The sequence below is a fragment of the Schinkia azotoformans LMG 9581 genome (genome assembly GCF_000307855.1).
Taxonomy (GTDB): domain Bacteria; phylum Bacillota; class Bacilli; order Bacillales; family Bacillaceae_J; genus Schinkia; species Schinkia azotoformans.
The window spans coordinates 1-23,910 of the sequence record NZ_AJLR01000010.1; the positions used below are offsets into that span (position 1 = coordinate 1).

Annotated in this window: 18 protein-coding genes; 15 read left to right on the forward strand and 3 right to left on the reverse strand. The window is 34.3% G+C overall.

The genetic code is table 11. The annotated features are described in order from the left end of the window. Positions 1 to 580 precede the first annotated feature (580 nt). Entirely contained in the window at positions 581 to 1,483 is a 903-nt protein-coding gene (rocF, locus tag BAZO_RS01235; RefSeq protein WP_003329368.1) for an arginase, read from the forward strand. 14 nt (positions 1,484 to 1,497) lie between these two features. Here rocF and BAZO_RS01240 read toward each other — a convergent pair whose 3' ends face one another. After that, the gene (locus BAZO_RS01240) at positions 1,498 to 1,686 is read right to left on the reverse strand and encodes an aspartyl-phosphate phosphatase Spo0E family protein (RefSeq protein WP_003329369.1); all 189 of its coding nucleotides are present in this window, start codon (positions 1,684 to 1,686) and stop codon (positions 1,498 to 1,500) included. A gap of 211 nt (positions 1,687 to 1,897) precedes the next feature. Here BAZO_RS01240 and sigW point away from each other — a divergent pair, with 211 nt between their 5' ends. The 10 genes from sigW (at position 1,898) to BAZO_RS01290 (ending at position 16,502) form a co-directional block, all read left to right on the forward strand. Next, positions 1,898 to 2,461: an RNA polymerase sigma factor SigW gene (gene sigW, locus BAZO_RS01245; RefSeq protein WP_003329370.1), complete on the forward strand. Its 564-nt coding sequence runs from the start codon at positions 1,898 to 1,900 to the stop codon at positions 2,459 to 2,461. Between the two features lie 13 nt (positions 2,462 to 2,474). Further along, the gene (locus BAZO_RS01250) at positions 2,475 to 3,074 is read left to right on the forward strand and encodes an anti-sigma factor family protein (RefSeq protein ID WP_003329371.1); all 600 of its coding nucleotides are present in this window, start codon (positions 2,475 to 2,477) and stop codon (positions 3,072 to 3,074) included. Between the two features lie 305 nt (positions 3,075 to 3,379). Further along, complete coding sequence (gene cdaA, locus BAZO_RS01255; RefSeq protein ID WP_003329372.1) at positions 3,380 to 4,207, forward strand: diadenylate cyclase CdaA; 828 nt, start codon at positions 3,380 to 3,382, stop codon at positions 4,205 to 4,207. Next, positions 4,197 to 5,441: a CdaR family protein gene (locus BAZO_RS01260; protein WP_003329373.1), complete on the forward strand. Its 1,245-nt coding sequence runs from the start codon at positions 4,197 to 4,199 to the stop codon at positions 5,439 to 5,441. The genes cdaA and BAZO_RS01260 overlap by 11 nt, the downstream gene beginning before the upstream one ends. A gap of 89 nt (positions 5,442 to 5,530) precedes the next feature. Next, positions 5,531 to 6,877 (forward strand): phosphoglucosamine mutase, encoded by a 1,347-nt coding sequence (glmM, locus tag BAZO_RS01265; RefSeq protein WP_003329375.1) that lies wholly within the window; start codon positions 5,531 to 5,533, stop codon positions 6,875 to 6,877. A 631-nt stretch (positions 6,878 to 7,508) separates the two neighbouring features. Continuing rightward, positions 7,509 to 9,311, forward strand: coding sequence for a glutamine--fructose-6-phosphate transaminase (isomerizing) (gene glmS / locus BAZO_RS01270; protein ID WP_003329376.1), 1,803 nt, complete (start codon positions 7,509 to 7,511; stop codon positions 9,309 to 9,311). A gap of 456 nt (positions 9,312 to 9,767) precedes the next feature. Further along, complete coding sequence (locus tag BAZO_RS01275) at positions 9,768 to 10,610, forward strand: heteromeric transposase endonuclease subunit TnsA (protein WP_003329377.1); 843 nt, start codon at positions 9,768 to 9,770, stop codon at positions 10,608 to 10,610. Between the two features lie 15 nt (positions 10,611 to 10,625). Beyond that, the gene (locus BAZO_RS01280) at positions 10,626 to 12,803 is read left to right on the forward strand and encodes a Mu transposase C-terminal domain-containing protein (RefSeq protein ID WP_003329378.1); all 2,178 of its coding nucleotides are present in this window, start codon (positions 10,626 to 10,628) and stop codon (positions 12,801 to 12,803) included. Next, positions 12,754 to 14,529, forward strand: a complete 1,776-nt coding sequence (locus BAZO_RS01285) for an ATP-binding protein (protein ID WP_235786683.1) — start codon at positions 12,754 to 12,756, stop codon at positions 14,527 to 14,529. The genes BAZO_RS01280 and BAZO_RS01285 overlap by 50 nt, the downstream gene beginning before the upstream one ends. A 35-nt stretch (positions 14,530 to 14,564) precedes the next feature. Continuing rightward, positions 14,565 to 16,502, forward strand: coding sequence for a TnsD family Tn7-like transposition protein (locus BAZO_RS01290; protein ID WP_003329380.1), 1,938 nt, complete (start codon positions 14,565 to 14,567; stop codon positions 16,500 to 16,502). A gap of 950 nt (positions 16,503 to 17,452) precedes the next feature. Here BAZO_RS01290 and BAZO_RS01300 read toward each other — a convergent pair. Beyond that, positions 17,453 to 17,869 (reverse strand): DUF3888 domain-containing protein, encoded by a 417-nt coding sequence (locus tag BAZO_RS01300; RefSeq protein ID WP_003329383.1) that lies wholly within the window; start codon positions 17,867 to 17,869, stop codon positions 17,453 to 17,455. 297 nt (positions 17,870 to 18,166) lie between these two features. Between BAZO_RS01300 and BAZO_RS01305 the strand changes: the two genes are divergently transcribed. From BAZO_RS01305 to BAZO_RS01320, 4 genes are all read left to right on the forward strand, one after another. After that, positions 18,167 to 19,006 carry an MBL fold metallo-hydrolase gene (locus BAZO_RS01305; protein WP_003329384.1) on the forward strand — a complete coding sequence of 280 codons (840 nt, stop codon included), beginning with the start codon at positions 18,167 to 18,169 and terminating at the stop codon, positions 19,004 to 19,006. Positions 19,007 to 19,320: 314 nt separating this feature from the next. Then, positions 19,321 to 19,845: a HEPN domain-containing protein gene (locus BAZO_RS01310; RefSeq protein WP_003329385.1), complete on the forward strand. Its 525-nt coding sequence runs from the start codon at positions 19,321 to 19,323 to the stop codon at positions 19,843 to 19,845. Positions 19,846 to 19,916: 71 nt separating this feature from the next. Then, a complete protein-coding gene (locus BAZO_RS01315; protein ID WP_003329386.1) occupies positions 19,917 to 21,023 on the forward strand; it encodes a hypothetical protein in 1,107 nt (368 codons plus the stop codon). Between the two features lie 262 nt (positions 21,024 to 21,285). Then, the gene (locus BAZO_RS01320; protein ID WP_003329387.1) at positions 21,286 to 23,127 is read left to right on the forward strand and encodes a TnsD family Tn7-like transposition protein; all 1,842 of its coding nucleotides are present in this window, start codon (positions 21,286 to 21,288) and stop codon (positions 23,125 to 23,127) included. 92 nt (positions 23,128 to 23,219) lie between these two features. On the opposite strand, the gene BAZO_RS21035 is transcribed toward BAZO_RS01320, so the two are convergent. Then, complete coding sequence (locus tag BAZO_RS21035; RefSeq protein WP_157382034.1) at positions 23,220 to 23,825, reverse strand: GmrSD restriction endonuclease domain-containing protein; 606 nt, start codon at positions 23,823 to 23,825, stop codon at positions 23,220 to 23,222. Between the last annotated feature and the right edge of the window lie 85 nt (positions 23,826 to 23,910).

Sequence of the window (23,910 nt, forward strand, 5' to 3'; positions counted from 1 at the left end):
ATCCCGCTAGTCTCCACCAACCTACATACAATCACGCTTAGAACAATAAGTTCTAAGTGTTTTTTAATTTTGTACGGAACAGATCAGGTATGATTCTATTATCTTGCCAAAAATATATGCTGAAGCAGAGTGATAGGAAGGTTCAGGCGATGAACGTGCCCAAATCGCTTGTCCAAGTAATGTCCCGGAACGCAAGATTGTTTAACGTTCCCGAAGTGGGTGTAAAGGCGTTGCATAAGTAAAGCAAAATTGCTTATAGTTACCCAAATGCGTGCAAAAAGCATGGAGGCGGTCACTAAAGAACGATATAGAGCCCCAAAGCGAAGAAGAAAGTTAATCTCAGTCACTAAAGCTCCGCTTAGCTTCCATATTAAGGGAAATAAACAGCATCCGCTCACTAAACACAGAACGAGAGCCAGCCCTAACCCCCTAACTCGATAACTATATTTAACGCCTAACACCAGGCTTCTCGTCTCAACTCCCAGCCCCCCCTGCATATATATTCAAAATTATGTCAAGTTGAGTCATCCCCCTAATAATGGTTAATATAATAATAAATAGCAGTATGGGGGGAGTAATAATGAACAAAAATATTTCAATAATCGGTGTACCAGTTGACCTTGGACAAACAAGGCGTGGAGTTGACATGGGACCAAGCGCTATTCGTTATGCTGGAGTGGTTGAGCGCTTAGAAGCATTACAGTATGATATTGAAGATCTTGGTGATATAGAAATAAAACGGCCACCAAGAAGAGAAATCGCAGCAGACACGAATTTAAAGAATTTAAAGGAAGTGGCCGATGCTAGTGAAAGGCTGGCTGCCAAAGTAGATGAAACGATTAAAGCCAATCGTTTTCCTCTAGTATTAGGTGGTGACCATAGTATTGCAATCGGTTCCATTGCCGGAATTTCCAAGCATTATGAAAGCTTAGGTGTAATTTGGTATGATGCTCATGGTGATTTAAATACAGCTGAAACGTCTCCTTCTGGGAACATTCATGGAATGCCGTTGGCGGTATGTCTTGGACTTGGCCATCCTGATTTAATTAATATTGCCGGTTACAATCCAAAGGTGAAGCCTGAAAATATTGTTATCATTGGTGCTCGTTCACTCGATGATGGCGAGAGGAAGCTTATTCGCGAAAAAGGTATCCGCGTTTATACGATGCATGAAGTTGATCGAATGGGCATGACAGCCGTAATAGAAGAAACTATTAGCTACTTATCTGCTAAAACAGATGGTGTGCATTTGAGCCTCGATCTTGATGGATTAGATCCAAGTGATGCGCCGGGTGTTGGTACGCCTGTGATTGGTGGATTAAGCTATAGAGAAAGTCATTTAGCTATGGAAATGCTTGCTGAGGCGAATATTATTACTTCAGCTGAATTTGTTGAAGTGAATCCTATATTAGATGAGAAAAATAAGACTGCATCATTGGCAGTAGCATTAATGGGTTCTTTATTTGGAGAAAAACTTAAGTAAATCAAACAATCAAACTAAAAGTTCCGTTTTTCATTTTTTCCATATAATGTTTCCCATTCATTTAGAAGGTTGTCCAATTTTACACTGATCGTAACTACTTCATATGAATGGAGAGGAAAGAGGGTACTGGTTTTTATCATTTTTTGCCTAGTATCCTCGATTCTTTTTAATAATACTTCCTCCTTGCTGTTATTAATCTTCACGCCTTCACTTCCTTTCCAAAATAAATATTGTATTACATATATGAATATCCTTTTTTATAAATTTTCAAACATCTGAAACAATATTTGTTATACTAGTTAGGGGTAAATTTTAACAAATTAAGGAAATGAAAAATGTTATTATAAAAATGAAACTTATCTGCCTGGTTAACCGTATTAATAATAACCGCAAGTTGCGGAGGGAAAAGGTAAAATGGATACTTTAATAAAAAAGAGAATAAAACAAGTCAAAAAAGGCGACCAAAGTGCCTTTGCGGAGATCGTTGAGCTGTTCAAGGACAAAGTATATCAACTTTGCTATCGAATGGTCGGGAATGCTCATGATGCGGAAGATATCGCACAGGAAGCTTTTATAAGGGCCTATGTTAATATCAACAGCTATGATACAAATAGGAAATTTTCTACTTGGTTATATCGGATTGCGACGAATCTTTCAATTGACCGGTTACGAAAGAGAAAGCCGGACTACTTCTTAGATGCGGAAATTGAAGGGACAGAGGGATTTACGATGTATTCCCAAATTCCATCCGATGAGCTTCAGCCAGATGAGATGGTAGAAAGCCTTGAATTTCAAGAATGGATTCAACAAGAGATCAACGAACTTCCAGTTATGTACCGTTCTGTTATTGTACTGAAATATATTGAGGAACTATCCTTAAAAGAAATTGGGGATATCCTCGATTTACCATTAGGGACCGTAAAAACTCGTATACATAGGGGAAGGGAAACATTAAGAAAAAGATTACGTAATGTTTAAAGGGGTGAGAAAAATGAAATGTGCACAAACCTATGTTGAGTTAATGCATAAATACTTAGATGAAGAAATTGCAACAGAAGAGGAAAAACAATTAAGAAAACATTTACAAGAATGCACAAGCTGCCACAGCCATTTTCAGGAACTAAAAAAAGCACTTGCATTAGTTCAAAGCACAACATATATTCAGGCTCCTTTACATTTTACCGCCAATGTGATGGCAAGACTACCAAAAGAAAAAACAACTGTAACCTATGGAAGATGGTTTAAAGACCATCCAATGCTTGTAGCAGCGGCTGTATTCGTTATTTTAATGACCGGAAGCGTATTTTCAACCTGGAATAGCGATACACAACTATCTGTTTCCAAGCAATCCAACCTCCAAGTCCAAGGCAACACTGTAATTGTTCCGGAAGGGGAGGTTGTCGAAGGAGATGTATTTGTAAGAAATGGTGATTTAAAAATTGAAGGCGAAGTCCAAGGGGATGTCGTTGTTATAAATGGTGATAAATATCTAGCCTCTGCTGGTAAAGTAACGGGTAATATTGAAGAGATCGACCAGTTCTTTGGGTGGATGTGGTACAATATTAAAGACTTTTTCAGCCATCTTTTTTAAAAATAACAGCTGGGTTTAAGTTTAAAATAGAGGAAATTTAGCTATCTTTTAAATAAGATAGCTTTTTTAACTTCATTCAAAAAGGTAACCATATACAAAATGTGTTATAATAAGTTCGTTATTGGCATTACTGAACTTAATTCAGCAAAGCTGAATTAAGTAAGCCTCCGGCGGATGCCTCAGATTTTCAAAGGTAGTTTTTCGAGCAGATCAAAGACTAAGAACGCCACATCCTGTGGGTCTAAAAAAATCTGGGTGCAAATACGCCAACGCGCATTTGATTTTATAAAAGAGGAAGTGTGAAAATGCCTATTGGAAACTTTCCAATTCTAGATTACATCGGAGAAGCCATCGATGTTTTTCTTGTTGCCTTTGTTATCTATAAATTAATCATGCTAATCCGTGGGACAAAGGCAGTCCAATTACTAAAAGGCATTTTAGTAATCCTTGCAGTTTGGTTTTTAAGTAGTTTTTTTGGATTGACTACGATGCAATGGTTAATGGATAAAGCGATAACGTGGGGATTCTTGGCAATTATTATTATCTTTCAGCCAGAACTGAGAAGAGCGCTAGAACAACTAGGTCGTGGCCGGCTATTCTCAAGAAGTGCAGTTCCTGAGGAAGAAATGATTGCTAAAACTATAGAAGAGATGGTTAAGTCGATTACATATATGGCAAAGCGTCGTATTGGGGCGTTGTTGTCAATTGAGCGTGAAACGGGTATGGGTGACTACATTGAAACAGGCATCCCGTTAAATGCTAAAGTAACATCAGAGCTTTTAATCAATATTTTTATTCCAAATACACCATTACATGATGGTGCAGTAATTGTGAAGGAAAATGAAATTAAAGCAGCGGCGTGCTACTTGCCTCTTTCAGAAAGTCCCTTTATTTCCAAAGAGTTGGGGACACGCCACCGCGCCGCTTTAGGAATAAGTGAAGTAACGGATAGTATTACAATTATCGTTTCAGAGGAGACTGGTAATATTTCTTTAACGAAGAACGGAGAATTGTATCGCAATTTAAGTGCGGACACTTTAAAAGAAATGTTAACAGAAGAATTAACGATGAAGACAATGAAAGCAACTTCCTCATCACTTTGGAATTGGAGGGGGAAGAAGAATGAAAATTGATCAATGGTTAAATAGTCCATGGTTTATTCGAATTCTGGCACTGTTTTTATCGTTAATGTTATGGGCCAATGTGAATATGGAATCTGGCAATGCCCCTGCACCTATTGGGAGTCTACCGCAGGTGAGCAGATCAAATGAAGTACTTTCCAATGTCCCGCTTAAGGTCTATTATAATCAGGAAAAATACGTCGTTTCGGGACTCCCACAAACAGTAAATGTACAACTCGAAGGCAGTAGTAGTATTGTAAAAACGATTGAAGCACAAGGGGAGTACGAGGTTTATGTAGACCTACAAAATTTATCGGCAGGACCACATAAAGTGCGGATTAACCATCGAGGTTTTTCAGATAATGTAACTGTAAAAATAGAACCTTCAATTGTTGATGTTACGATCCAAGAAAAAGTGGAGCAAATCATGTCGGTAAAAGTTCAAATTATCAATGAAGACAAATTACCGGAAGGCTATACGGCAGATCAGCCAATTTCTGTACCAAATAGTGTTGCGATCAGGGGATCATTAGAACAAGTCCAAAAGATTGGCTTTGTCGAAGGATATGTTGATGTTGCAGGAGCAACTGACACTGTAAAGATGGATGTTCCGCTTAAGGTATTTGATCATAATGGTGAAGAACTGAAACTAGAAATTGTACCTGCAGTTGTTGAGGTAAAGGTACCAATAAGTCCACCTGGAAAAAAGGTACCATTTAAAATCAACCGTAAAGGAAACTTACCAAAAGGTCTAAGCATCCAATCGTTTGAAGTAACGCCAACGGAAGTAACTGTTTATGGAAAAAAGGAAAACCTTGATAAAATAAAAATGATTGAAAATATAGAGATCAACCTATCTGATATTGAAAATGACCAAACACTCGAGGTAAAAGTGCCTGTTCCAGAAGGAGCGATCAAAGTTAGTCCGGAGGTCTTGACGATAAAAATTGACGTTGAGAATGAGGAAAGCAAGACATTAACGAATGTACCGATCAAGATTAATGGTGTTCCGAATACACAGGGTATTTCTTTTATTGCCCCTGAAGATGGATTAGTTAATTTGACCGTTTTTGGTGCAAGAAAATTACTTGATAGTATTGGACCAGAAGACTTTGATGTCAGATTAAACGCAGGTGGCTATTCAAAAGGTGAATATGAAATTGATATTGAGGTTGTATCAGGTCCGCAAGACATTCGCTGGGAACTAAATCCTTCAAAGGCAGTTGTAGATATTGTAAATGACTAAATAATTAAAGTTGAAGCCATGGCGTCGCCCAGTCCACTTGGGCGACATGCGCCAAGGGTATTTGATATAAAAAAAGGAGCGAAAATATAATGGGAAAATATTTCGGAACCGATGGTGTTCGGGGTGTTGCAAATAGTGAATTAACACCTGAACTTGCATTTAGAATCGGTCGTTTTGGCGGATATATTTTAACGAAAAATATGCCTACACCTAAGGTGATTATTGGGCGTGATACAAGAATTTCCGGTCATATGTTAGAGGGAGCCCTCGTAGCCGGCTTGCTATCGATCGGGGCAGAGGTTATGAGATTAGGTGTGATCTCAACACCGGGCGTGGCTTTCCTTACGAAAGCGTTGGGAGCTCAAGCGGGAGTTATGATATCGGCATCGCATAATCCTGTTCAAGATAATGGGATCAAGTTCTTCGGACCAGATGGTTTTAAATTATCAGATGAACAAGAAAATGAAATCGAACAACTGTTAGATATGGAAGAAGATCAACTTCCTAGACCAACAGGAGCAAATTTAGGACAAGTGAATGATTATTTTGAAGGTGGACAAAAATACCTTCAATTTTTAAAGCAGACGGTTGATGAAGATTTCTCAGGCCTCCATGTTGCCTTAGACTGTGCCAACGGAGCTACCTCATCATTGGCGCCGCATCTTTTTGCCGATTTAGAAGCCGATATTTCAACAATGGGCGTCAATCCAGATGGATTGAATATTAATGAAGGAGTGGGTTCAACCCATCCGGAAAGCTTAGCACAGTTTGTTTTAGAAAGAAAAGCTGATATTGGACTTGCCTTTGATGGTGATGGAGATCGTTTGATTGCCATTGATGAAAATGGAGACATTGTTGATGGCGACCAAATTATGTATATATGTGCGAAGTACCTCAATGAAAGAGGAAGTTTAAATAAGCAAACGGTTGTCTCAACAGTGATGAGTAATCTAGGTTTTTACAAAGCAATTGAAGCGAATGGTATTAAAAGTATTCAAACCGCTGTCGGTGATCGTTATGTAATGGAAGAAATGAGAAAGAACACGTATAATTTAGGCGGCGAGCAATCAGGCCATATCATTTTCCTTGATTACATCACAACCGGAGATGGGATGCTGTCAGCGATCCAGCTTGTTAATATCATGAAGGCTACACGTAAAAAACTATCTGAATTAGCCAGCGAAATGGTTAAATACCCACAGCTATTAATTAATGTAAAGGTAACAGATCGTTCATTAATTGAATCTAACCAAAAAATTCAAGATATCATTAAAGAAGTTGAAGCGGAAATGGGTGAGAACGGCCGATTACTCGTACGTCCATCTGGTACGGAGCCCCTTATTCGCGTAATGGCAGAAGCCGAAACAGAAGAGCTTTGTGAATACTTCGTAAACAAAGTAGTGGCGGTTGTTCAAGAAGAACTTGGAGCTGAATAAACACAATATAAAATATGCATAAAAGGTGCCTCAATGCCCACTTATGCATATTTTATTTATATACTGATAACAATGTATACTTTATGTTGGATATCAGTATAAGAAAGGACATCGAGGGCCTTCAGGTCATACCTTTAGGTACTTCCTCCATTGTGGGCGGAAGTCGTGTCTTTCTAATGGTTGGAAAAATAAATAAATTGACGGTTGTTTTGGTCTATTGTAACATTGAAATGATTTGCCTCATTCAAAAAAGAAAGGAAGGACCGTTTTTTTAAATGTAAGTTTAAGCGCCAGAACTATTCTGAACGAAATAGAGTAGTTGACGAGGTGGAGGTTCATCGAATATCGGCGGATGCCTCCCGGTTGAATCACAGCCGTAAGCTTATCCGAAAACAAAGAGGCAACTTTTTGCACAAACGGTTAAGTATGATTTCAACTTCATTCAGCCAAAAACGCTGAATGAAGTTTAGCCTCCGGCGGATGCCTCAGATTTTAAGTGGAAATTATCGAGCAGGCTCGATAAAATCTGGGCGCATATTTGCCAAGGCAAATATGATTTTGTAAACAACTAATGAAAATCGAGCGGGGCAAGAAAGCCCCTCTTTCTTGTCCCGGCAAGGAGGAAGTTTATATGTGCGGTATCGTAGGTTATATTGGTCAAGAAGATACGAAGGAAATTTTATTAAAAGGATTGGAAAAACTTGAATATCGTGGCTATGATTCAGCAGGTATTGCTGTGTTAAATGAGAATGGTGTTCAATTTTTCAAAGAAAAAGGCCGAATTGCACAGCTTCGTGATGCGGTTGATGTCAGTATTGAAGCGAAAGCAGGAATTGGTCATACACGTTGGGCTACTCACGGTGTTCCAAATAGAATGAATGCACATCCTCACCAAAGTGCGTCAGGTCGTTTCACACTTGTTCATAACGGGGTAATTGAAAATTATGAGCTATTAAAACGCGAATACCTTAGTGAGGTTGAGTTCAAAAGTGATACAGATACAGAAGTTATTGTTCAAATGATTGAGGTTTTTGTAAATAAAGGAATTACTGTTGAAGAAGCTTTCCGTCAAACTTTAACAAAGCTTAAAGGATCTTATGCAATTGCACTTTTAGACAATCAAGACAGTGAACGAATCTATGTCGCTAAAAATAAAAGCCCATTACTAGTAGGCGTAGGCGATAACTTTAACGTTGTGGCAAGTGATGCAATGGCTATGCTTCAGGTTACGGACCAATACATCGAGCTAATGGATAAAGAAATGGTTGTATTAACAAAGGAATCCATTACTATTAAAAATCTTGATGGCGAAGTGATTCATCGTAACCCGTTCACTTGCGAATTAGATGCAAGTGATATTGAAAAAGGAACATATTCACACTTTATGCTAAAAGAAATTGATGAGCAGCCCTTTGTGATTCGTAAAATAATCCAAAGATACCAAGATGAAAACAATGCACTTAAGCTTGATGATAAAATCCGTAAGGCGATGCAGGAAGCAGATCGCGTCTATATTGTTGCTTGTGGCACAAGTTATCATGCCGGTCTAGTTGGAAAACAGTTTATTGAAACATTAGCGAAGATTCCGGTTGAAGTGCATGTAGCAAGTGAATTCTCATATAACATGCCGATTTTATCAGAAAAGCCATTGTTCATTTTCATCTCCCAAAGCGGGGAAACAGCAGATAGCCGTGCTGTACTAGTAAAAGTTAAGGCTTTAGGACACCGTACTCTAACCATTACGAATGTACCTGGTTCAACATTATCACGTGAAGCTGATTTTACGCTTCACCTACATGCAGGACCAGAAATTGCTGTTGCCTCAACGAAAGCCTATACAGCTCAAATGGCTGTATTAGCAATCTTAGCGGTTGATACAGCTCGTACAAAAGGAATCGAGTTAGACTTTGATCCAATCCAAGAATTAAGCATCGTTGCGAATGCAATGGAAATTCTTTGTGACCAAAAAGATGAGATGGATAAAATTGCAAGTGAATATTTATCTACAGCACGAAATTGCTTCTTTATCGGACGCGGTATTGACTTCTATGTCGGCCTAGAAGGGGCCCTAAAATTAAAAGAGATTTCTTACATCCAAGCAGAAGGATTTGCAGGCGGTGAATTAAAGCACGGAACCATCGCTTTAATTGAAGAAGGTACACCGGTTGTGGCGATCGCAACCCAAGAAACAGTGAACCTCGGAATCCGCGGTAATGTTAAGGAAGTAGACGCACGCGGCGCCAACTCATGCATCATCAGCATGAAAGGACTAGAACAAGTTGGCGACCGCTTCGTCATCCCGGCAGTCCATGAATTAATGACACCATTAATTTCAGTTATACCATTACAGCTTATTGCTTACTATGCATCATTACAGCGCGGCTGCGATGTTGATAAGCCAAGGAATTTGGCAAAATCGGTAACAGTAGAATAAGTAAGTAAATGCATAATGGGACATGTGTTCAACGACATTTATGTTGGTAACTAGACATTAATGTCGGTAACTGGACCATTATGTATGTAACTAGACATTAAAGTATGTTACTGAGTGTTTTATATATTTAATTGTAGGTTTCACCAGTAAAATTTATGTGTGAAGTATAAATATTGAAAGTTTTGGTAAAAATGTATAAATATGCACCAGCGTGGGAAACTGGTGTTTAGTGTCAAAAAAATTAGGTAGCTAATAGTTATAAGTTTTAAATAACTTTAAGCACCAATTAACAAAAAATCATTTTAGGAAAGCAATTAAATAAGTATTAGTCAAAATTAGCTTAAAACTAATGCTTATTTATTATGCCTTTAACTAAATGATTTGTTAATTGGTGCTTTTTGTATTTATATCAAAACAAATACAAAAGGAAGTTAACGAGTAAGGAGAGGCTAAAGTGTGGTAAATGGTTCAAGAGTAAAAAAGATTCAAGAAAATCGTATTAAGAATGGAAGGGGGGCTGGAGAAGGGAAAGATTATCAACCTTTTATACAAGCTCATGATAATAAAGTAGCGTCTGAAGGCTGGTTAACAAGGCATTTTGGATGGAAAACGCATAGAATTCATCATACCCTTTCAGAAGGTGAAAGGCATTTTCTATATTCACTCGAATGGTTAGAAGAAGTGGTTGATATACGTGAACAATTTCCACTTCTCCCGATAAGTCGTACAGAGGAGATTGCAGAACAGCTTGGAATACAACATGCTCACTTAGATGGGGTGAATGTTGTAATGACAACGGATTTTGTAATAACTATTAAGACGCCAAAGGGATTAATGGATATTGTTCGTACAGTTAAACCATCCTCTAAATTAAGCAATAGAACTTTGGAGTTATTTGAAATTGAAAGAAGATTCTTTTCCGAACAGGGTATTGATTGGGGTACTGTCACTGAAAGTAAGTTACCCAAAAATTTAATTTTAAACGTTGAATGGATGCATGAAGGGAGATATCTAGATACAAGACCAGGTATTGATGAAGAATATGTCGATTTAATAAGTAATGCTTTTTACAAAAAAATTTTGGAGGATGGTGGTGAATCCTCAATTAGTAAAATCTGTCTTCGGTCTGATAAGGAATTTGGAATAGAGACTGGGACGTGTATGTTTGTTTTAAAGCATATGCTCGCTACTAAAAGATGGGTGACAGACATGAATATACCAATAAAAGAGTCAAAGCCTCTTTTAATTTCAAATGTAGAAATGAAATCTCAATTGAGTGATTTCAATATAGTAAGTTAGAATGGAGTTGATTTTTTGTTAATTGTAGAAAACAACATAATTGAGATTTTTGATAATGAAATGAACCTGGACTCATTGCATAGAGTTTTATGGATATCCCCTAATAGAGAAGATTTAGTTGTTGTAGATATTAAGGATAAAAAGAAAATGAAATACCCATTTTTTCGAAAATATGAAGAAGTAATAACTGAGATTATGGATGAGAATGCAAGGTTAATTGAATTTGATCCGGATATGAGATTAACCTCTCCAGATGAAGTCTATTTAAACAAATATAAAGCTAATAGGGATGCAAATTGGAACATTATAAAAGACATTGTATGCAAAGAACCTGAAATATATATTTCAGCAAATCGTGGAAAGTTGGTAAGTGAAATTAAAGAGAGAACAGGAAAATCAAAAAAAGTAATTTATGAACTACTTAGAAAGTACTGGTTTTATGGAAAAACAAAAAATGGATTACTGAATAACTATTTTGATTGTGGAGCACCCGGCCAAGAGAGAGTATATACAAAGAAAACAGGCCCTAAGCCAAAGAACGGGAATAATTACATTATAACTGAAAATGATAAAAAGCATTTTGAGAAGGCAATTGAGCAATTTCATGTTAAGGAAAAAATGGATTTTGAAACAACCTATGAACATATGTGTGAAAAGTACTATAACTCGGGCTTTTACCGTAAACATGGCGTTTTGGTGCCTATACAATCGAAAGAAACTGAAAAGCCAACTCTACGGCAATTTTTATATTGGTATAGAAAAAATTATACTTTAGCTGAAAGATATAAAAAAAGATATGGACGAAGAAAAGCTACAATGGATATTAGAGCTTTACAAGGCAATGATTTAGATCGAGTAAAAGGTGTTGGATATCTATTTGAAATTGACTCCACGCCTGCAGATATTCATTTAGTTTCAATCGACAGAAAGACTATCCTTGGCCCACCAACTCTTTACATAGTAAAGGATGTATTCAGCAGAATGATTGCTGGATTTCATGTAACGGTATCCCCACCTTCGTATATTGAAGAGGCAGTAGCATTGGAAAATGCCGCTACAAACAAAGCTGAATTTTGCAGTAAATATGGACTTGATATAGACGAGGAAGAATGGCCGTGTCATCATTTACCACAATTTTTAGCTGGTGATAGGGCTGAATTAAAAAGTAAAAAGGCAGAGAACTTAGTTAATTTAAAAGTTGATGTTCAAAATGCTCCATCCTATCGCGGAGATTTAAAACCATACGTGGAGCAACATTTTAATAAGACAAATGAAGAAATTAGGCAATTACTTTCTCTTGCAGGTGCAAAACAATCCCAACCCAAAAAACGAGGAGATAGCGACCCTGAACGTAATGCAGCTTTAACACTATATGAATTTACTCAGTTTATGATTATCCAAATTATGACATACAATAAAAGCGCGTTACCTAATGACTATTTTGTGACTCAAGAAATGTTCATAGATAAGGTAGAGTTATCCCCAATTGAAGTTTGGAATTGGGGTAAGAAAAAGATTCTTCTTCACGAAGAGCCTAGAAAAGCAATCTTATATAATTTATTACCGAGAGAAAAAGGAAAGGTAACTCGAAGAGGAATTGAAACTAATCAAATGTGCTATACAAGTGATGTAGGCGTAAAACAAGGGTGGTTTGAAGAGAAAAAGATTGACGGACATGAGAACATTGAAATATGTTTTGATCCGCGTAACGTTAGTAGTATCTTTGTTCGATTAAAAAATGGGGAACTAATTCAATGTTACCTAACCGCCAAATATAAAGAATATGAAGGGTTACACATTGAAGATGTAAAAGCAATTATGAAATATAAAAAGGAACAACTAGAGAAAAAAAATATTGAAGAAAAGCAACATAAAGCTGAATTGCATGCGTTTTCTAGAAAACTAGCTAAAGACGCAAAGGAGGAGACTAAATCCGCAACAAAGGAAATGAGCTTTTATGAACGGCAAAAAAATAAAAGGGAAACAAAGAAATCAGATGGAAGAGCTATAGGAAGTCAGAATGCATTTACCGCAATAGATGTGCCTGGTTCGAATGAAGAGCCTAATCAAATGGCTGAAATAGTATCGTTTCCAACTAAACATCCTTTGACCAACAATGAAATAAGTAATATTCAAAAAATGTTTGAAACAAAAAATAAAGCAAGGAGAAGAAATAATGAATCTTTGGAATGAGGGATATGAAGAATTAGAAGGAGTACATTGTTTAGCAGAATATAAAGAACAAATTGTACCCGAAAATCAAGGTAATCCATTTATTGAAGCACTCCCTAACCGATTGGGGGCGGATGCATTTTCCGATGCACTTTTTTCTGCACCAATGTTTAGACCAGAATTTTTAGAATTGGAGGTAGAGGACCGAATTGAATTATCACAGCAAATTAGACCTAGTTTTTGGCTGCCTTTTCCTAGCCACTATGACAAGTATAGGGGGCTATATACTATGATAAAAATCGGTTATCAATCTCGAAATCCATTAACCGCTGTTTATAACAGACAGTTTGCAATAGGTTGGGACAAAATTTTAGAAAATGGCTTGGATGAAAATGGAGCAAATATCGCTGGGAATATACCAACAGCACAAAGTTTATCAGAAATAGGATTAAGTGGAATGGGAAAAAGCAAGATTTATGAAAGAATATTAAAGCAATTATTCCCGCAAGTTATTCATCATCATGAATATAAGGATAGAAAATTGCTTATGACTCAAGTTGTTTGGTTACATATTGAATGTCCAAGTCAAAAATCTTTGAGTGCATTCTGTAGGAATTTTTATGCGGCTGTAGACAAAATATTAGGCAGTAATTATTATGAAAAACATGGTGAAAAGGGTGGAACAGCTGATAATTTAAAAGGAAGAATGGTTAAAGTAGCTGCTCAAATAAATTTAGGTTTGCTGATAATTGATGAAATACAAAATATACATAGAGCCCACTCTGGTGGGGATGAAACATTGATTAACTTTATTACAGAATTAGTAAATACTATTGGCATACCAACTATTATTATTGGAACTTTTAAAGCAATGTATATTTATAAGAATTCTTTAGCTAATTCACGTCGTGGTATTCCGGCTTCGTATAATGAAAATATTACCAGCTTTTTATTAGAGGATAGTTGGGACTGGAATCAATTCGTTCATGGCTTATGGGACCTACAATACACTGCAAAATACACCCCTTTAACGGAGGAACTTAAAGCTACAATGTACTTTCATTCAATAGGTATTCCGGATATTGCAGTTAAATTGTATATGCATGTTCAGCAGAAAGCCATTTTAGTAGGAGGAGATGAAAGGATAACTGTACCACTCATTGATGAAGTTGCTTCAAAAAGTTTACGTCTTTTTAAACCTATTTCAGAAAAAATAAGAAGAGGAGAAGATGTAGATTTAAAAAAAATAGAGGATATCGAGCCAGATTGGGCTTCCTTTAATGATTATATTGAACAAGCTTCATTTAGAATGAAGATTTATGGGAAACTTGCCCAAGACCATGCTCGTTCATTACAAAGAAAAGATAAGAACACTATTTTAGAGGAACTTACAAACTTTGTATTAAACTTGGTACCCAATGCTGAGCTTGCTGAATCTTTAGCTATTAGTGTTTATAATGCCACTGGTGGAATGGGGGATAAACAGGTAATGTTTAAACAAGTTGCACAATTAGCATTAGAGAGTAACCACCCAGTATCACAGAAAAATGAGCAGGAATTGAAGGATGACCAAGCCATTTCATTGCCTAAATTAAAGAAGCCTAAAAAGATGAAACCACCTCTTGATGAAGAGGACATCCGTTATATTGTAAAAGAGGGTTTAAAAAAAGGTATTTCAGCTGAAGAGGCGCTTGAAGAAGTAAATATAGTAAGAGAATGGAATGATTTTTTAAAGTTTTGTATGTAAATAATTATATACAGTAATTAAAGGGAGAGGTAAACTTGTCCAAATTGCTTATGTTTCCGGAGCCTTATCCTGATGAGGATTTTAGAAGTATAATTTATCGTTATCATATTAGATCAGCAAATACTACGTTTCATAAGAGCATTAGTGATATATTCGGTAAATATTCATATAGAAATTTAATGTTTCCAACAAACCTTTCTTTAATGCTTGATAAATTACCATTTGGACATAATCTTGATTTAGAATATATTATTAACAACTACACTTGGTATGGTTTAATTTTTTCATTTATGGATAAAGAAAAAAGATTAAATTTGTTAAATACCATTATTAATGGAAGTAATAATAATATACTAAAATTACGCTTTATGCCACAAAATCTTTTTTCAAAATCTATAAGGTATTGTCCTCAATGTATAAAAGAAGATATCAAAAATTTTGGAGAATGCTACATACATAGAGACCATCAGATTGAGTTTTTAGACTTTTGTCCAAAACATTTGATAAAACTGATTGATAAATGTTTAATTTGCAATATTCCACTTTGTAAACCCAATGCTGATGAATTAATTAGTCTACCTTTTTGTAAAAATGAGCACCAATTGTATGAACAAATAAACAGTATTGATTTAGATAACTCAGGAAAAATAAAGCTAGACCTATTATCTATGTTTAAAATTATGAGAGATGGTCATAGTTCACTTAATTTTGATTATATCTATTCAAAAATATTAATGGGTCTATGGAATAAAGGATTTATTCATTACAAGGGAATGCTATTTAAACAAAAATTAGTTCATTCTCTATTGGAAGAATTCTCTATTGAAGAATTAGTCGGGATTGGTCTTTTACCTGATTACATATCAAGGAAATCATATATAAACGCAATATTTCAGCCGGATAAAGTTCAAAATAATATTCCATTTTATGGACTGTTAATTTTGTTTTTATTTAAGTCAATTGATAAAATGATAGAATTTAATGAACCAATGAGTAATCCTTTGCCATTTGGGCATGGGCCATGGAGATGTCTAAATTATATATGTGAGCACTATAATCAAAAAATAATAAGGGATTCAAAAGTTGTCTCTAAAATATTTGGTAAAACTCATATTAGTAGTGAATTTGCATGCCCCTATTGTGGTTTTGAATATATTAATACCTGGAAACCAAAAGAAGGAATGAAAGAGAATGTTAGAATAAAAAGTTGGGGTAATCAATTGAAAGAAAAAATTATTGAACTGTATTTAGATGGAATACCGCCACATAAGATTGCTAAAAAGGTACGTCTGGCTGATAGTTCAATTAGAAATTTTTTACAAGAAGTAGTTGGAACATCCAGAATGTTAGATGAAAATAATAAGCAGGCTTTTGTTGAACAATTAAAGGCCTACTCAGAAACATCAGCCACCACCATTCAAATAGATGACAATAAAGTAGAAAAGTATCGGCATGTTATATTAGACATAATGAAGGAAAGCCCTTCAATACAAAGAAAGGGTATTATAGAGAAAGCTCCTTCAGCATATTTTTGGTTAAAAGAAAATGACAAGGAATGGTTTGATGCTAATTTACCCGAAAAAGGAAAACATGGTTCCCCTTCAGAAATAGATTATCCTAAACTAGATTTAGAATTAAAACAAAAAATTAAAAAGTTGGCAGATAAACTATATTTAGAATATCCTTATAAAATATATAAAACAACAATAACTAAGCATCTAGAACCATTAGAAAGAATTAGGATTTCTATATTTTCTGATAGGTTTCCAGAGAGTATTGCAGAAATCGAACGAAATGTTGAAAAAGATCAAGATTATCTTGTAAGGGGCCTATCCAGAGTAGTAGAAAATTTAGAAAAAAGAGGTTATAAGAAAATAACATTTGATAAAATAATTACAATTTATAAACCCTATAGTAATTGCGATGAAGAAACCAGAAAAAAAATTGAAGAATTATTAAATGAAATATATTGAATTTAATTTCATCCAAGAAAATAACCTGTTTAGATAAAGTATAAGTATTCGAATTTGTTGGTTGCTAAAAATGCTGGCCGCTCTTTCATATACCTTATATTATAAATTTGCTCTTCAAATACTAACAAGACTATAATCAGCTTTACTAGTGAACAATATCGGGCTATTGTGCACTAAACAAATCTCTTTGAATTGGAAATTAAGTTCCAAACCAGCCTCCTGTTTTGGTAAAATGAACTTAAAGTATGTGAAAAGGTACACTTAAACTATAGAAGCAGAATAGTTGAATAAGCCTAATTACATAATGGTGGAAAATATGGTAAGAATAAACCTACAAACAACATTTCAATAGGAGTTGTAAAATTTTTGAGATTTAAACCTTATTGGGAACTTACCTATAAAGAAAAATTTTTTAGAACATTATGGATGACTCCTTTTGTTATTTTATTTCACTTTATTCCAGAAAAATTATTTGCATTTTTTATACCAAAATCAATCTTGGTGTCTATTATTTGGGTAATTTTTATATGGCAAATTGTCTACACCTATAAGAAATGGAAGAGAAGTTATTAAATAAGGGGAAGTTATACTGATTTTAGGATCCATTGTTAAATTGATGATTTTTGTATAACTTTAACCTATGAATTTTACTTTATTAAGCTAATGGGGTGCTATAACGAAACAACGGAAGTAATTAATTTGGATTTATTTTTTTCTAAACCACAAATATGTGAACAAAGGTAAAAATATTATCATCACTTCATCATTTTTGACAATTAAACAATACAAACCGTACCCCCATAAAATCGATAGAGAAATGATATTTAATACTAATTGCTTGAAGTTCATAAAAATACACCTCGTTGATTGTTTTACCTTTATTATTGTATCCATTATGTTTTTCAGCATATCTGAAGGTTGTCAAAATGCATTCAATTTCTTTTATGTAATTATTCTGGTGGATACTGATACGTCTTTAGGTGCGTGTGATTTACCAACTTAACTTTAGGTCCAGAGGAAATTTCATAGGTCATTCGGTCTTTTCCTATTGGAACCCAATGTCCACCATCGGTAGGCTCAATTTCAAATGTAATTTGCAATATAAAGCCACGGAAGCTATTAACTCTTTTTGTTTCTATAACTTGAATTTTCCAAGGAGCGACAATAGGTGAGAAATCCTTTACAACATTGGGATAATAATAGCCACGTAGGTCTTTTTCAATATAAGGAGTAAGCATGTTCATAAGCATATCCTGTAACCTAAGCTCTTCAGAGTCTTGAGCTGGTTTAGCTGAAGAAACGAATGTTGTTTGAAAATAAGTAATAAGAACAAGGGATATCATAAAAGCGATTAACATCTTTTTCATTCTTTTCAATACACCTCTTTGTAACTTTCCTTAGTAATTGTATTGTTACCTTTAATGAATAAGGTATGTGCTTATTGAAGTAACGGGGGCTTTAATTGAATAGAGGGAACGTCAAAAGCGTTGCTCTGACAACTATTAAAAGTATTTTTATAATACTCTTGTCTAAGTTTACTGCTTAATTAAGTATAAATCCCTGTGATTTCACTCTTTAGATGCCCAATAAAACTTTGAATAAAAACGAATTAATAATGGGAAGGGATTAGGTGTAATGAACAAAAAATTAGAGGTAGATACTATATGAAACTATCTGTCTTAGTAGATAATAACACTCTTATTGATCGATATTTTTTAGGGGAACCAGCATTATCTTTTTTAATTGAGGATAATGGTAAATATATACTTTTTGATACTGGATACACCGATGCTTTTTTAAAGAATGCAGAAAGAATGGGAATTGATTTACGAGAACTTGATTATGTCGTTTTATCACATGGACATGTGGATCACACTTGGGGTCTAACGCATTTAATTAGACTTTATATGGAAGCCAAGAATGAAAAAATTAAGTATCATACGCCCGCCATTATTGGACATCCGCTGGTTTTTAACTCAAAATTATTGAATCCCTTCGGTGAGATAGGTAGTATTGTATCACATGAAAAATTAAATCAGCACTTTCCAGTCCATTTAACTAAAGAACCCTTATGGATTACCAATCGATTAGTTTTTTTAGGAGAAATAAAAAGAACTTTTGATTTTGAAGGTCAAGATTCTATTGGAGAGGTTGTTACAAAACAAGGAAAAATTAATGATTATATATTAGATGACACAGCTATGGTTTATAAATCTTCAGAAGGTCTGGTTATTATTGTGGGCTGTGCACACTCTGGAATTTGTAACATAATAGAATACGCAAAAGAAGTATGCCAGGAAGACAAAGTGGCTGATATAATTGGAGGGTTTCACCTTTTAAACCCAACAAAAAATCAATTACATAAAACCATTGAGTATATAAAGAAACTTCAACTAACTGCAATACATGCTTGTCATTGTACAGATTTACGCTCTAAAATAGCTCTTTCAACAGTTGCTACTTTAGAAGATGTTGGAGTAGGGTTACAACTTTTATATAGATAGATTTCAACTAAATGTGGGCTTTCTTGGGGTTAGTGCCGATTTTTAAGATTGGTGATTGACATTTTATTGTTTATTAATACAGTCAGATGACCGGGTTGATTAGTGTGCTATAGTCCTCAAAAGTTCATCAATATGTTAGTTGCGGAATATGGGGCTATTGTACATTAAATATATCCCGCCAAATTGGTAATTTTATCTCAAATCCACCTCCCATTTTGGTAAAATAAAATTAAAGTATATGAAATAATATACTTAGACTAACAGCCATATTAATTGAAGAAAGGTTACTTGGCAGTAATTAATAGGAGTTGATTATGGATCAAATGAAGGAAATTATCCACTCAACTGCAATTGCTTATTTCTTATCTTATAAATGTTTGATTGATAAACATATAGAGGTTTGCAATTTTTATAGTGATTATTTTTCGGCATATTTTGTACCAGCTATAACAACAGCAGCATTTTCCTGTGAACTTGCACTAAAGAATATCTTACATTCTGAAAAAGGGAAAACACCACGTGGTCATGATTTATATAAACTCTTTAATCAACTTAATCAACAAACTCGTAAAGATATAATGGAGCGAACCATTCAAGCGTATAATTGTAAGGCTGAAATTCTAAGTGTAACTTCTCGAATCTCGGAGAAGGATTTTTTCATTCTTCTAAATTTACATAAAGATACTTTTACAATTTGGCGTTACTTTTATGAAGGAACCCCCAATTTAGATTTAGATTTTATCGAAGCACTTATGTTTTGTTTAAATAGTAAAGATGATAATTACATTTCTTATATCAATTACCAATTAGCTTTGAGGAAAAACAATAATAAGAGTTGAAAAGAAAATATGAATATAGTGCATTGCTATTTATGCTAAACAGGGGCAATTGTGTAACCAAGAGGTGTCGGATGCGCCAGTTCCAATTCTGTTTTAAAGTCAGGTTAGTGGAAACTTCAAACCCAGACTGCACCTTTGAGGAACTAAAATGGAAACTAGTCAAAAATGAACTATATAAGAGGTGTATAGATATGAGCCACACCCACATTGGTCTTGACAAAGATTTCACTAGTTTTATAGAAGATAATAATTTTGAAATGACAATTTTCACTGAGTTTGCTTTACCCTATTACCTTTTAATCAATAGTGGATTTTATACCTTTGAGGCAGATGAAAACTTTATACTCTCAGAAAACAATAAAAAAAGAAAGGTTGCTTTCCGTATTCAAAGTTTCTTTAGAGACGATCAAAAAGTTCCCCTAAGAGAGTCTACATTTAAAATTAAACCAAACAATTTAAATACGGATAGTTATACATATGGAGTATTCCATTCTATAATTCAAGTGGTTATCCAATCTTTCAACTCGGAAAAGGAACTGATTAATACAACGTTAAAAGAAAAAGGTAGTGATTTTACTACCGATATTAACCAAGCTTTTTTAGAATATATTCTATTTAGATACAATGAAACCACTGACGGGAGGCATGCAATAAGCCCCTCTGTTTATGATTGTAGTCATTTATCATTTTATTATATTTACAGTAATTTTTTATTAGCAAATGCAATAATAACAACTAATTTAAGTAATATAACCCAAATAAATGATTCTAATTTTAGGAGTTCATTAAATAGAGAGGTAAATGTAGCAGAAGCATTTTATGGAGAGGCAAAGTATGCTTGTAAAACTTATGATTTTAAAAAAGCAATAATATATTCAGCTATTACATTAGAAACATATATAAGTAATATTATTGACAAAATACCAAATAATGAAAAGTATGGAAAAGATCCAAATGGTAATTTTAGATCTATTTTTTCTAAAACCAAAATGCTTATTAGAGCTGGGCATTTAACTTCTAAGATAGAAATAAAGGATTTAATTGACAATATGAAAAATATTACTGAGATAAGAAACGATATTATGCATGGAAAACTTAAAAACTTTGAATTACTTAAAAATAAAGCTATAGGATCCATTGAGTCATTAGATAAAGTATTAACAAATTTATATGAATAAACTTTTTGATCAAGTTTACTTTTAATTTAGTGAACCCAAATATAAAAAAAGTCGGTTTTCAAAGTGACCGACATTTTTTTATTACTGGGCAAATTCCTGTACTGATTAGTGAACAATATCCCTCTATTGTGCACTAACAAATAATAATAAATAGCGGTAAATGAACAACAATTTGGAACAAAATAATTGATTCCTTATTAAGAAGTAATAAAATCATTATAAATGGGAAGTATGTTAATACTAAAATAATGGAGTGATAGTATTGATATTCTTCCCTTTTGTTTATGAAGACGAACTTTTATATAGTATCCTAGCAAGATATCACAATTATAGTGGAAATGAAAATTATAAGACTACAATGGATGAATTATTTGGTTCTAACAACGTTTGTGCAACTACGTTATTTCCTTCTCGCCTTAATGAATTATGTAAAAGGCTTCCGACCTCTGATGGCTATTCAACCGATTATTTAATTGGTAATCATACACTTTTGCCCTACTATAGTCCATTTATCCCCAAAGAAAGATTTCAAGAATTAAAAAATATAATAACAGAAGATGACGGAACAGCCCTTTATATGAAATTAGGTAAAGCTCCGAGTTCAATAAAAAGTCCTGATTTTTTAAGGTATTGCCCAAATTGTTTAGAAGAGGATAGATCAATAAATGGAGAAGTTTATTGGCATAGAACTCATCAGATAGAAGGGGTAAAGATTTGTCCCAAGCACCATGTAGTGCTTATTGAGTCAGATGTTTCTTATTCTAATAGAAAAAATAAACACGAACTTATTTCGCTTGAACAAGTTTGTAATAAAGGATTCAAGGTTAACGACCAGTTTGAATTCAAGCATCTTAAATATATTGCTGAGCAAACCTATTTCTTACTTAATAATAATATCAGTCCACTTGGTCTAAATAATATAAAGAAATTTTACGTATCAAGATTACAACAAATGGGCTTAGCTACCTCTTCGGGAAGAGTTAGATGGATTGAACTTATCTCAAGACTAACGCAATATTATGGAGATAATTTATTAAAGGAACTTTATTGCTTTGTAAATATAGATGATCAAGATACATGGTTACACAAGTTGTTAAGGAAGCCCAAAGTAAGCTGCCATCCATTAAGACATATCTTATTGCTGGGGTTTTTAAATGAAACAGTTTCATCATTGGTTAATAACATCAACAATATAACATATGAACCATTTGGCAGCGGGCCTTGGCTTTGCTTAAACAAGGTCGCAGAACACTTTCAAACACCAGTAATAGATTCATGTGTAATTACAAGGGATTATAAATCAGGTCAACCTGTAGGAACCTTTTCTTGCTCATGCGGTTTTGTATTTTCTAGAAAAGGGCCTGATAAGGAAAGCGAAGATTGTTATAAGATTGGTAGGATAAAGGAATTTGGTCCAGTTTGGGAGCAAAAGTTGCTCGAATTAGATCCAATGGATTTATCTTTGAGAAAAAAGGCAGAAATACTTGGGGTAGACCCTATGACAGTTAAAAATAAACTTGTCACTAATGAAAGTAAAACCATTAAGAAGACTACAATTAGCAAAAGAGATGAATATAGGGACCAATGGATAAAGTTGGTCCAAGATAATAGTAAACAATCCGTTACAGAAATTCGCTCTATAAATCCTAAAATATATACATGGCTATATAGAAATGATAGGGAATGGCTAAATAATCATTATCCTAGTTCAAAAAAACAAAATTCTAATAATAATGAAAGAGTTGATTGGATCAAACGTGATCAAGATACAGCAAAGAAAATTGAAATTATTGTAGAAGAAATCCTTGCTGAATCAAACAAGCTAATAAGAGTCACGAAGAATGAAATTGGTAGGCGTATAGGCATGCTTTCTACTCTCGATAAATACATAGACAAAATGCCCCAAACTAAAAAGGTTCTAAACGAGAATGTTGAATCATTAGAGCAGTTCCAGATAAGGAGAATTAAATATGTTGCTAGCCGCTTGAGGGAAAATAAAACGTTTATTAAAGAATGGGAACTTATTCGAGTAGCTGGGCTAAAAAAGGAATACGTTGAGAAGTATAGAGGATTGATTGAACAGGAAGTTTCGGTAATAAACTAAAGGACTTTTGTTAAAAGTGTGGATTAAAAGCCTATTCTCTTGTTTAAATAGAATCAGGCAGTGAGTATAACTTAACTACCTGGTCCCAATTTTTATGATATTTTATACCTATCCATACCCCAAATTTGATTGCATATTTCTTGGTATAAATTTTGCCTCTCATCAAGGTCTTGTTTTGTAAATTGATCTGGAAAAGCCTTAAATGGTAGTTGGCTTCTTTGAATATATTGATTAAAAGATGGATTATTTATATAGCATTGTTCGTTTAGTGATTTAGCTAGCAAATTTTGACCGTAATAATGCTTAACTTTGTCTTTATATTCATTTACTCCTAAACTTTGATTAAAGCCTCTTGGCAACAGTATTAAGCCTCCAATACGATTACGGTATTCTGCAAAGGCTTCAGGTGAACTAAATTCAAGCTGATGCCTCTCGTACTTATCTGCCCAAAGATGTTCAATTTCAAACGGCTTATTAATCTCTCTTGATATATAAGTTTGAAAGTTTGACGCTACATGGCTTTCTTTTTCAATGTGATATGTAATTCTAGCAAGTAAGAAGTGCACGTAACGTCTATTTTGCTGATGTAATCGGAATTTAGTAACGCCATCGAGTGGTTCACTCTTGTTGATTTCATCAGTTTTTTTCTTTAAGAGGGCTGCCAATTCAGTTAAAGTAAGATTTCTTATTTCTTTCATAAGGTTAAACATTGTATAAACAATTGCTGAATATCCAAGTGTACGGAAATTAACCGCTCTTCTTATTATAAAATTGTCTATATAC